Annotated in this window: 11 protein-coding genes and 1 tRNA gene; 2 read left to right on the forward strand and 10 right to left on the reverse strand. The window is 68.7% G+C overall.

Going from position 1 to position 11066, the window contains the following annotated elements; translation table 11 throughout:
- Positions 1 to 102: 102 nt before the first annotated feature.
- Positions 103 to 1539: a pyruvate kinase gene (pyk, locus tag ACH4N1_RS31595; RefSeq protein WP_398103059.1), complete on the forward strand. Its 1437-nt coding sequence runs from the start codon at positions 103 to 105 to the stop codon at positions 1537 to 1539.
- A gap of 12 nt (positions 1540 to 1551) precedes the next feature.
- Here the strand turns inward: pyk and ACH4N1_RS31600 are convergent, their stop codons facing one another.
- Together ACH4N1_RS31600 and ACH4N1_RS31605 are read right to left on the reverse strand one after the other, a co-directional pair.
- A complete protein-coding gene (locus tag ACH4N1_RS31600) occupies positions 1552 to 2340 on the reverse strand; it encodes a helix-turn-helix domain-containing protein (RefSeq protein WP_398103062.1) in 789 nt (262 codons plus the stop codon).
- Positions 2341 to 2420: 80 nt separating this feature from the next.
- Positions 2421 to 2504 (reverse strand) — tRNA-Leu (locus ACH4N1_RS31605).
- Between the two features lie 99 nt (positions 2505 to 2603).
- On the opposite strand from ACH4N1_RS31605, the gene ACH4N1_RS31610 reads away from it, so the two are divergent.
- Entirely contained in the window at positions 2604 to 3260 is a 657-nt protein-coding gene (locus ACH4N1_RS31610; RefSeq protein WP_086771301.1) for an ANTAR domain-containing response regulator, read from the forward strand.
- Positions 3261 to 3340: 80 nt separating this feature from the next.
- Here the strand turns inward: ACH4N1_RS31610 and ACH4N1_RS31615 are convergent, their stop codons facing one another.
- The 8 genes from ACH4N1_RS31615 to ACH4N1_RS31650 form a co-directional block, all read right to left on the reverse strand.
- Complete coding sequence (locus ACH4N1_RS31615; protein WP_398103065.1) at positions 3341 to 4057, reverse strand: ABC transporter ATP-binding protein; 717 nt, start codon at positions 4055 to 4057, stop codon at positions 3341 to 3343.
- On the reverse strand, positions 4054 to 4950 hold the full coding sequence (locus tag ACH4N1_RS31620; protein ID WP_398103068.1) for an ABC transporter ATP-binding protein: 897 nt from the start codon (positions 4948 to 4950) through the stop codon (positions 4054 to 4056). Before ACH4N1_RS31620 ends, ACH4N1_RS31615 begins: the two co-directional genes overlap by 4 nt.
- A 5-nt stretch (positions 4951 to 4955) precedes the next feature.
- The gene (locus tag ACH4N1_RS31625) at positions 4956 to 6782 is read right to left on the reverse strand and encodes a branched-chain amino acid ABC transporter permease (RefSeq protein ID WP_398103071.1); all 1827 of its coding nucleotides are present in this window, start codon (positions 6780 to 6782) and stop codon (positions 4956 to 4958) included.
- 5 nt (positions 6783 to 6787) lie between these two features.
- On the reverse strand, positions 6788 to 7720 hold the full coding sequence (locus ACH4N1_RS31630; protein WP_398103076.1) for a branched-chain amino acid ABC transporter permease: 933 nt from the start codon (positions 7718 to 7720) through the stop codon (positions 6788 to 6790).
- A 108-nt stretch (positions 7721 to 7828) separates the two neighbouring features.
- Positions 7829 to 9058: a branched-chain amino acid ABC transporter substrate-binding protein gene (locus tag ACH4N1_RS31635; RefSeq protein ID WP_398103079.1), complete on the reverse strand. Its 1230-nt coding sequence runs from the start codon at positions 9056 to 9058 to the stop codon at positions 7829 to 7831.
- A gap of 288 nt (positions 9059 to 9346) precedes the next feature.
- Positions 9347 to 9964, reverse strand: coding sequence for a Tat pathway signal sequence domain protein (locus tag ACH4N1_RS31640; RefSeq protein ID WP_398103080.1), 618 nt, complete (start codon positions 9962 to 9964; stop codon positions 9347 to 9349).
- On the reverse strand, positions 9961 to 10233 hold the full coding sequence (locus tag ACH4N1_RS31645; protein ID WP_398103083.1) for a hypothetical protein: 273 nt from the start codon (positions 10231 to 10233) through the stop codon (positions 9961 to 9963). The genes ACH4N1_RS31640 and ACH4N1_RS31645 overlap by 4 nt, the downstream gene beginning before the upstream one ends.
- A 338-nt stretch (positions 10234 to 10571) precedes the next feature.
- On the reverse strand, positions 10572 to 11054 hold the full coding sequence (locus ACH4N1_RS31650; protein WP_398103086.1) for a PaaI family thioesterase: 483 nt from the start codon (positions 11052 to 11054) through the stop codon (positions 10572 to 10574).
- Positions 11055 to 11066 lie beyond the last annotated feature (12 nt).

The raw sequence follows: 11066 nt of genomic DNA on the forward strand, positions 1-11066 counted from the left end.
GGGCGCACAATGCCGCACCCGTCAACATCCCTTCACGCAAAGGTTGTTGAGCGGCCATGTCCCGCGAATTCGCTACCGCCGGGTAAGACATAGGCTCGACTCATGCGCCGAGCGAAAATCGTCTGCACCCTGGGCCCCGCCACCGACTCCTACGACCGGATCAAATCCCTCGTCGAAGCCGGAATGGACATCGCCCGCCTCAACCTCAGCCACGGCGACCACGCCGAGCACGAGGAGCGCTACCACCACGTCCGCAAGGCCTCCGACGAGACCGGCCACAGCGTCGGCACCCTCGCCGACCTCCAGGGCCCCAAGATCCGCCTCGGCCACTTCACCGAAGGACCCGTCCTCCTCGAACGCGGCGACACCTTCACCGTCACCGTCGAAGAAGGCGTGGCAGGCGACCGCCACACCTGCGGAACCACCTACGCCGGCCTCGCCGACGACGTCTCCCCCGGCGAACGCATCCTCGTCGACGACGGCAAGGTCTGCCTGGAAGTCACCGACATCGACGGCCCCCGCATCCACACCCGCGTCGTCGAAGGCGGCATCATCTCCGACCACAAAGGCCTCAACCTCCCCGGAGTCGCCGTCTCCGTCCCCGCCCTGTCCAAGAAGGACGAAGAAGACCTCCGCTGGGCCCTGCGCACCGGCCTCGACGTCATCGCCCTCTCCTTCGTCCGCAGCGGCCGCGACATCCTCGACGTCCACCGCATCATGGACGAGGAAGGCCGCCGACTGCCCGTCATCGCCAAGATCGAGAAACCCCAGGCCGTCGAGAACATCGACGACATCGTCGCCGCCTTCGACGGCATCATGGTCGCCCGCGGCGACCTCGGCGTCGAGATGCCCCTGGAACAGGTCCCCATCGTCCAAAAACGCGCCGTCAAACTCGCCAGGCGCAACGCCAAGCCGGTGATCGTCGCCACCCAGATGCTCGACTCCATGATCGACAACTCCCGCCCCACCCGCGCCGAAGCCTCCGACGTCGCCAACGCCGTCATCGACGGCACCGACGCCGTCATGCTCTCCGGCGAGACCAGCGTCGGCAAACACGCCGTCCAGACCGTCCGCACCATGGCCAAGATCCTCGAAGCCGCCGAAGAAGACATCCTCGCAGCCGGCCTCCCACCCCTCACCGAACGCAACAAACCCCGCACCCAGGGCGGCGCCGTCGCCCGGGCCGCCGCCGAGATCGGCGACTTCCTCGACGCCAAACTCCTCATCGCCTTCACCCAGACCGGCGACACCGCCCGCCGCCTCTCCCGCTACCGCTCCCCGATCCCCCTCCTCGCCTTCACCCCCGAACCCGCCACCCGCTCCCAGCTCAACCTCACCTGGGGCGTCGAGACCTTCCTCGTCCCACCCGTCGGCTCCACCGACGCGATGGTCGACCAGGTCGACGAACTCCTGCTGCGCCACGGCCGCTGCGAGAAGGGCGACGTGGTGGTGATCACGGCCGGTTCGCCGCCGGGGGTGTCCGGCTCGACGAACCTGGTCCGCGTCCACCACGTCGGGGAGGACGACAGGCCCAAGTAGGGGCCGGGCGGGTCAGTGCTTGGGGCCCACGTGGGTGTCGAGCAGGGCGACAGAGGCTTTGCGGGCGACGGAGATGTTGAACGGATCGCTGCCGCGAGCGAGAGTGGTCCACTCGACGCCGACCTTGTCGAGGGTGTCAGCGAAGAGCTTCCGGATGTCGTCCGACTTGTTGGCGAAGAAGTAACGAGGATATTCGTAGCGCTTGATCTTGCCGCCGACGGTTTTCTCGGTCCAGTTGGTGATGCGACATCCGTCGGAGTGGATGAGACCGCGGATGAACTCCCAAGGGTGCGCATCGACGATGGCCTGCTGCCAGGGGGCGAGAGTGATGCGACGCTCGTGCTTCTTGCCCGGGCCGTGTTGGGGGAAGAGGCAGTGCAGGTGCTTCGAGTAGACCTTCACGTTGCGGCAACCCGTCCTGCGCACCCGGCAGACGGAGTTGTCGGGGAAGACTGCGCGCATGGCCTGCTCACATTCATCCATGAGGCCGGGCCACGATTCAGCGCAAGTGATCATGAGGTTGGGCACGCGGTGCTCTGAATAGTGGCTGATGTGGCCGTCGCCGAGATAGAGCCCCAAGAGGTAGCTGTATGCCGTCTCGTCCAGCTCCCGACCGTCGCACCGGGGGCACCTCGGGTCATGCGAGCCAGGACACTCGCCGCGTTTGGCGCGGTCCAGGTGCTTCCAATAGCCGATTGTGCCCAGAGGGATGTTGAGCTGACGAGCCACGTCAGCGTTCCGGGCGCCGTTGCGCAGCAACGTGACGGCAGCCTGTCGAACCTCGACGCTGTGGAAGTTCATGTGAATACGGTGCGTGGCCCACCGTCACCGTGCGCAGCAAAAAACGGAAGATCACGCGAACGTGATCCTCCGCTTATCGGTGCCGGGTATGGGATTCGAACCCACATGTCCTTTCGGACAGAGGTGTTTGAGACCTCCGCGTCAGCCAGTTGCGCCAACCCGGCTAGCCAGCCAGAGAGGAGTGTACCGGGTGACCGCGTCGAGCTGCAGCTAGGTAGGCTCTACGGGAGCAGCACTTGCCCGGCCCGTAACAAGGAGCCCCCGTGACCGCCCCCGAGTCGCCCCAGCCCGTAGACGCGCCCGACGACGACAAGTCGCACGTGCCTCCGCTGACGACCCGTGTCGTCATCGCCGAGGACGAGGCGCTGATCCGCCTCGACCTCAAAGAGATGCTGGAGGAGGAGGGCTACACCGTCGTCGGCGAGGCCGGTGACGGCGAGCAGGCCGTCGAGCTCGCCCGTGAGCACAAGCCGGACCTGGTCATCCTCGACGTGAAGATGCCGAAGCTGGACGGCATCTCCGCCGCCGAGAAGATCGCCGAGGAGCGCATCGCGCCGGTGCTGATGCTGACCGCGTTCTCGCAGCGCGACCTCGTCGAGCGGGCGCGGGACGCGGGGGCGATGGCGTACCTGGTGAAGCCGTTCAGCAAGAGCGACGTGGTTCCGGCGATCGAGATGGCCGTCTCGCGGTTCACGGAGCTGCGTGAGCTGGAGAACGAGGTCGCGGACCTCACGCTGCGGCTGGAGACCCGCAAGCTGGTCGACCGGGCGAAGTCGATCCTGCAGACGGAGTACGGGCTGACCGAGCCGGCGGCGTTCCGCTGGATCCAGAAGACGTCGATGGACCGGCGGATGTCGATGCAGCAGGTGGCGGAGGCCGTCATCCAGGACGCGGACGAGAAGAAGGCGTCCAAGGGCTGAGGCGTCGCCGCGCACATGCGGAGAGGCCCGCGCCCCCGGTTCGGTCCGGGGGTGCGGGCCTCTTCGTGTGCGGGGTCGGTTCAGTCCTCGCCGAGGTAGGCCTTGCGGACGGACTCGTCGTGCAGGAGGTCCCGGCCGGTGCCGGAGAGCACGATCTTGCCGATCTCCATGACGTGGCCGTGGTCGGCGAGCGAGAGTGCCGCCTGGGCGTTCTGCTCGATGAGCAGGATGGTCATGCCCTGGGACTTCAGTTCCGCGATGGTCGCCATGATCTTCTGCATCATGATGGGGGACAGGCCCATCGAGGGTTCGTCGAGCATCAGCAGTTTCGGCTGGGACATGAGGGCGCGGCCCATGGCGAGCATCTGCTGTTCTCCGCCGGAGAGGGTGCCGGCGGCCTGCTTGCGGCGCTCTCCGAGGATGGGGAAGAGGTCGTAGGCGCGCTGGATGTCCTTCTCGATGCCCGCTTTGTCGTTGCGGAGGAAGGCGCCGAGGCGGAGGTTGTCCTCGATCGTCATGCGGGGGAAGATGTGCCGGCCCTCGGGGGAGTGGGCGAGTCCCAGCGAGACGATGTCGTGGGCGGGGATCTTCTTCAGTGACTTGCCGTTGAATTTGATCTGGCCGCCGACGGGCTTGAGGAGGCCGGACAGGGTGCGCAGGGTGGTGGTCTTGCCGGCGCCGTTGGTGCCGATGAGGGTGACGACCTCGCCGGCGTCGACCTTGAAGGAGATGCCCTTGACGGCTTCGATCTTGCCGTAGGCGACCCGGAGGTCCTCGACTTCGAGCAGTGCGGTCATCGGTCGTTCTCCTTGGCGGGCGTGGCGTCCGTCGTGGTCTCGGCGTGCGCTTCGGCGGCCTCGACTTCGGCGATCTCCTCGGCGCCGGGTGCGTCCTCGTAGGGTTCGCCGAGGTAGGCGGCGACGACGCGGTCGTCGCCCTGCACGGTGGCGCTGTCGCCTTCGACGAGCTTTTCGCCCTGGACGAGGACGGCGACGCGGTCGCAGAGGTTGAAGATGAAGCGCATGTCGTGCTCGATGACGAGGACGGCGATGCCCTGGTCGCGGATGGCGAAGACCAGTTCTTCGGTGGCTCGCGTCTCCTGGGGGTTCATGCCGGCGGTGGGTTCGTCGAGGAGGAGCAGGCCGGGTTCGCTGGCGAGTGCTCGGGCGATCTCCAGCTTGCGCTGTTCGCCGTAGGGCAGGTTGCGTGCGAGGTGGTCGGCCTTCTTGTCCAGGCCGACGAACTCGAGGAGTTCCATGGCGCGTGCGCGGGAGGTGGCTTCGGCCTTGTGGAAGCCGGGGAGGCGCAGGACGGCGGACCAGAAGCCTTCTTTGGTGCGGGTGTGGCGGCCGACGAGGACGTTTTCCAGGACCGTCATGTTGGCGAACAGGCGGATGTTCTGGAAGGTGCGGGCGATGCCGGCGGCGGTGACCTTGAAGGATTTGGGGGGTAGGACGGTGCCCTTGTAGCGGACTTCGCCCTCGGTGGGGATGTAGAGGCCGGTGAGGCAGTTGAAGAAGGTGGTTTTTCCGGCGCCGTTGGGGCCGATGAGGCCGACGATTTCTCCGGCGTTGACGTGGAGGTCGACGTCGCGGACGGCGGTGAGGCCGCCGAAGCGCATGGTGACGCCGCGGGCGTCGAGGACCCTTTCGCCGGTGGGGGCGACCGTGGTGGTGGTGTCGGTGGTCATGGTGGTCAGGCCCCTGCCTTCGTCAGGACGGTGGGAGCTTCCGCGTCCTCGTGGAACTCGAGCTGACGTCGCCGGTTGGGGATGAGGCCCTCGGGGCGGAAGCGCATCAGGAGGATGAGTGCGAGGCCGAAGGCGAAGAGCTGGTAGTCGCCGAGGAACTGGAGTTTGTTGGGGATGAGGAAGAGCAGTGCGGCGCCGATGAGGGGTCCGCTGATGGTGCCCATGCCGCCGAGGACGACGGCGGCGAGGAGGAAGGCGGAGTTGGGCGGGATGGGGCCGGCGAAGAGGTACTGCTCGGGGGTCACGGTGTAGGTGACGTGGGCCTGGACGGTGCCGGCGAGGCCGGCGAGGGAGGCGCCGACGGCGAAGGCGATGAGTTTGACGCGGAAGCCGTTGATGCCCATGGCGAGTGCGGCGGTCTCGTCCTCGCGGATGGCGACCCAGGCGCGTCCGATGCGGGAGTCGCCGCTGCGCCGGAAGACGAGGACGACGATTGCCGTGATGATGAGCATGAGGAAGAAGTAGTTGGCGAAGCGGCCGATGGTGAATCCGGCGATGGCGTGCTCGGTTCCGAAGTCGAACCCGAGGATGTTGAGGTTCGGGATGGAGGAGATGCCGTTGGAGCCGTTGGTGACGTCGGGGCCGGAGGTGCCGTCGAGGTTGTTGGCGGTGATGCGGAAGATCTCGCCGAAGCCGAGGGTGACGATGGCGAGGTAGTCGCCGCGCAGTCGCAGGGTCGGGGCGCCGATGAGGACGCCGAAGATCAGGGAGGCGGCGGCGCCGACCAGGACGGCGGCCCAGAAGGGGAAGTGCACGTCGAAGGGGGAGCTGGGGGAGCCGGAGACCATGGCGGCGGCGTAGGCGCCGACGCCGAGGAAGGCGACGTATCCGAGGTCGAGGAGGCCGGCGAGGCCGACGACGATGTTGAGGCCGAGGGCGACGGTGCCGAAGATCAGGATGTAGACGCCGACGGTGGCGTACTGGTCGTCGGTCTGGGTGAAGGGGAACATCGCGGCTGCGACGAAGGCGCCGCAGATGGTGATGTTCTGGTGCCGGGCGGTGATCTGGGAGGCCTGGTTGACCAGTCCGGCCTTGTTGAGTGCGGCGAAGCCGAAGGCGGCGGTGATGAGGAAGCCGATGAAGAGTTCGTCGTACTCGGTGCCGATGCCGTAGGTGAAGACGGTGAGGCCGAGGCCGAGGACGGCGACGATGATGAGGATCTCGGCGTAGGGGGGCAGGGTGCCGACGGGGCGGGGGGTGCCGCCGGCGAAGGCGGCCTTGGTGATGTCCCGGGCGGCGCGCAGGCGGTGGCGGAACAGTTCCCAGCCGGTGTCGTCGGGGTCGTGGGGTTCGGGTGCGGGCCGCTCGAAGGGGAGGGCGAGGGCGCCGAGGAGGGCGATCAGGGTGGCGAGGGCGGCGACGAAGCCGCCGGGTTCGAGGTTGACGACGCCGCCGAGGTCGACGGTGATCGCGACGACCGTGTACCAGACGGTGGCGAAGGCGGCGAGGGCGGCGAACTTGATGGCGCCGTCGGCGCCGGCGGGGGTGAGCCAGCCGAGGCCCTTCACGCCGTAGGAGGACAGGCCGAGGAGGGTGGTGAGGGTGCCGCCGATGAGGGCGAGGACCTGGAGTCCGCCGGGGTAGCCGTAGACGGTGAGGTCGCCGGGGAAGGCGGCCGTCCAGGTCCAGGCGAGGAAGGTGGAGACGACGGTGAGGGCGCCGCCGCCGGTGGCGAGGGCGCGGCCGAGGTGTTCGGGGATGCCGATGAGGCCGGTGGCCGGTGCGGCGGCGGGGGTGCTGGGGGTGCCGGGTGCGGTGGTCTGTGTGGTCATCGGTGTCACGCCCTGTCCGCGACGCGTTCGCCGAGCAGGCCTTGTGGCCTGAACAGCAGTACGAGGATGAGAAGTACGAAGGCCCAGACGTCGGCCCAGGACTGGCTGCCGAACTTGTCCATGCCGGGGATGTCGGCGATGTAGGCGGTGGCCAGGGTTTCGGCGATGCCGAGGACGACGCCGCCGATCATGGCGCCGTAGATGTTGCCGATGCCGCCGAGGACTGCCGCGGTGAAGGCCTTGAGGCCGAGGATGAAGCCCATGCGGTAGTCGATCTGGCCGTACTTGAGGCCGTAGGCGACGCCGCCGACGGCGGCGAAGATCGCGCCGAGGGCGAAGGCGATCACGATGATGCGGTCGGTGTTGACGCCCATGAGCTTGGCGGTGTCGGGGTCCTGGGCGGTGGCCTGCATGCCGCGTCCGGTGCGGGTCTTCATGACGAAGTAGGCGAGGACGGCCATGCTGATGGGGGCGGCGGCGAGCAGGAAGACGTCACCGGTCTGGATGGTGATGTCGCCGAGGTGGAAGGGGCCACCCTCGATCTGGGGGAAGGTGCGGGCGGACTTGGCCTCCGGGTACCAGGCCCAGACCGCCTGCTGGAGGGCCAGGGAGAGGCCGATGGCGGTGATGAGGGGGGCGAGCCGGGGTGCGCCGCGCAGGGGGCGGTAGGCGAACCGTTCCGCTCCGATGGCGACGAGGGCGGCGACCAGCATGGCGCCGATGAGCATGAGCGGCAGGGCTATCCACATGGTCGTGCCGTTGGGCAGTACCCAGAGGTAGACGGAGAGAGCCCCGAAGGCGCCCGTCATGAAGATCTCGCCGTGGGCGAAGTTGATGAGCTGGACGATGCCGTAGACCATCGTGTAGCCAATGGCGACCAGCCCGTACATGGATCCCAGTAGCAGGCCGTTGACCAGCTGCTGCGGCAGTTCGTTCACCGCATGTCCTCCGAGACGTTCGGATGTTTTCGACGGATGTGTCCGGATGTGGGTCCGCGCGGGGCGCCAGTGGAACAGCGCCCCGCGCGGCTCGGTGATGCGGGTGGGTCAGCCGGTGTAGGTGCCGGACTTCACCGACTTCCAGGCGCCGTTCTCGACGGCGTACACGGTGAGCTGCTTGTTGGTGGCGTCACCGAACTCGTCGAAGGAGACCTTGCCGGTCACACCGTCGAAGGAGACGTTCTGCATGGCGGCCGTGACCTTGGCGCGGGCGTCGTCCGGGAGCTTGCCGTCGTTGTCGTCGACGACCTTCTTCACGGCCTCGATGATCGCCCAGGCCGAGTCGTAGGAGTAGCCGCCGTAGGCCTCGAAGGCCTCCTTGTAGCCCTCGGCCTTGTAGTTGGCCACGAACTCCTTGGCGGAGGGCAGCTCCTCGACCGGCGCGCCGACCGAGGTGGCCAGGTCGCCGGCGGCGGTGGCGCCGGCCAGCTTGATGAAGTCGGCGCTGTAGATGCCGTCGCCGCCGACCACGGGGATCTTGGCGCCGGCGGCCTTGATCTGCTTGCTCAGCGGGCCGGCCTGCGGGTACTCGCCGCCGTAGTAGACGACGTCGGCGCCGGAGTTCTTGACCTTCGTGGCGATGGCCGAGAAGTCCTTGCTGTCCGGGTTGATGTGCTCGGTGCCCGCGACCGCGCCGCCGAGCTTCTGGAACTCCTTGGTGAAGGTGGCGGCCAGGCCGGCGCCGTAGGTCTTCTTGTCGTCGATGACGAAGACCTTCTTCTTCTTGGCGTCGTTGAACAGGTACTGGGCGGCGAACGGGCCCTGGATGGCGTCCGTGGTCGCGGTGCGGAAGTACGAGTTGTAGACGCGCTTCTTGGAGTTCTGCCAGTCGGTGCCCTGGGTCAGCGCCGGGTTGGTGTTGGCCGGGGAGACCTCGACCAGCTTGGCGTCGTCGAAGACCTTCTGCATCGACTCGGCGACGGAGGAGTTCAGCGGGCCGACCACGCCGAGGACGGACTTGTCGGCGACCAGCTTGGTGGCGTTCTGCTGGCCGGAGGACGGCTGCGCCTGGTCGTCGAGCGCCTCGATCTTGAAGGTGACGCCGTCGACGTACTTCTTCTTGTTGGCCGTCTTGGCGGCCAGGTCGACGGAGTTCTTGATGCCGAGGCCCAGCGCGGACAGGTCGCCGGTCAGCGGGGCGTCGACGCCGATGGTGACGGTGGTGCCGCCGCCGCTGTCGGAGCCCTTGTCGTCGCTGTCGCGCGAGCCGCAGGCAGTGAGGGTGAGTGCTCCCGCGGACAGCGCAGCGGTGATGGCGATGAGCGAACGTTGACGCACGTTCCAGTCCTTTCCCTGGGCGGCCCTCCCCCCTGGAAGAGGCCGAGTCGAGCGCTGGGGCCGAAGGGGTATTCCAGCTGCGCGGTGACTGGCCGTGACTCTAAACGGGTGAAGGTAACGCGGAGGAGGCTCTGGCCCATGCTGTGACTCTCTTGTTATGACACGAGGTAATGCAGAGCGGTACTCAGAGGGTGGAACCGTGGAATTCAGGCCGATTCGCCCTGTCCGCATGCTGAGAATCCGCAGGACGGACCTTGATGGTTTCAGGCGTCTCAGCCGTTTTGGTGATTACGAAGATTCGTTGCTACAGGCGACTTGTAGGGCCTGGGAGAGGTCCTGGGCATACCGGGAGCCGAGGATGAAACTGTGGTCCTGTATTGCGCGCGCATTACGCAGAGTTACGTCCAGGAAAGGCAGCCCGGCATCCGCCGGCACATTTCCGCAATCCGTCACATGCATCGTGATGACGATCTTGCGGGCGGAACCGGCCTTCGTGCGGAAAGGTGAGCGCGGCGCCGACGTCAGGAGGATCCCCGCGTACGGCTGCGCCAGCCGCGTCGTCGTGACCGGCGGGCCCGACTCCACGCTGAGCAGCACCTCCAGCGCGAAGGTCCGCGGCCGGGTGCCCGGCGGCACCGTGAGCGGCCCCAGATACGCGACGTCCACGACCTGGGACGGGAACGGCGGTGCCGGGACGGCCCGTTGGCGCTCCTGCGGCCGCGTCGCCCAGAGCAGACCGCCGCCGGCCAGCAGGGCGAGGGCCGTCAACGCCCCGAGCACGGCCCGGCGGTGACGCCCGGGAAGCAGGCCCGGCCGCAGGCGCGAGGCGGCCGCCCCCCGGCCCTCCTCGGCCTCCCGCGCGCGCGTGCCCTCACCCGGCTCGACGGGGCCGACCCCGCCGCTCACCGCCACGGACCCCCGTCCGGGGTACCGGAGCGGTACCGGGCGACACAGTCCTCGCGCGCCTGACGGCCGATCAACTCGTCGGCGGCGCGGGCGCCTTCGCGTTCCTTCGCGGCCCGCGCGGCGTCCACGACCGACCGCAGGATGTCGTACTGGCCGCCGGAGAGCCCCATCGACTGATAGTCCCCGTAGCCGCCGCCGTCCAGCACCTCGCGCGACCAGTGGGCGACGATCCGGGCGCACAGCACCTCGGGCGGAGTCGCGGAGGGCACCGGGGTGCCCCGGGCCCCGGCGGCGCCGGGACCGGCGCAGGCCGTCGCCAGCACGCCCGCGCCGAGGAGCGCCCCGAGGCCCCGCGCCGTGGCGGCCCACCGGGGCGCCCCGAACCGCCGGGCCGGCGCGGACCGGCGCGCCGCGGGCCGCCGTGCCGTTCCGGTCCGTCGTGCCGTTGCGGTCCGTCGTGCCGTTCCGGTTCGCCGTGCCGTCGCGGGCCGTCGCGCCGCCCGCGGCCAGAGGGGCCCTCCCGTTGCCATCCCCCGACGCTAGGCCGCGGAGGCGGCGGCGGGCAACGGGCGGGGAGGGCCGGGGGAGGGGAGCAGCGCCGGTGCGGTCAGCCGGCCGCGGGCGCGGCGTCGCCGGGGTTCAGGTCCCGCAGCAGACACGTCAGGCGTGCCGTGCACACCCGCTTGTCCGCCTCGTCGCTGATCACGATCTCGTACGTCGCCGTGGACCGGCCCCGGTGCACGGGCGTGGCCACGCCCGTGACCAGGCCGGAGCGGACGCCGCGGTGGTGGGTGCAGTTGAGGTCGACACCGACGGCGATCTTGGAGCTGCCGCCGTGCAGCATGGCGCCGACCGAACCGAGGGTCTCCGCCAGCACCGCCGAGGCGCCGCCGTGCAGCAGTCCGTACGGCTGGGTGTTGCCCTCGACGGGCATCGTGCCGACGACCCGCTCGGCGGACGCCTCGACGATCTGCACGCCCATGCGGGTGCCCAGGTGCCCGGCGGAGAAGAGGGCGCCCAGGTCTATGCCGAGCGCCGCGTACTCGTCGACGACCTCCTGCGGGAACTTCACGTGCTGCTGCTCGCCCATCGGGACCTGCTC

The organism is Streptomyces sp. NPDC017202 (genome assembly GCF_044331705.1).
Lineage (GTDB): Bacteria > Actinomycetota > Actinomycetes > Streptomycetales > Streptomycetaceae > Streptomyces.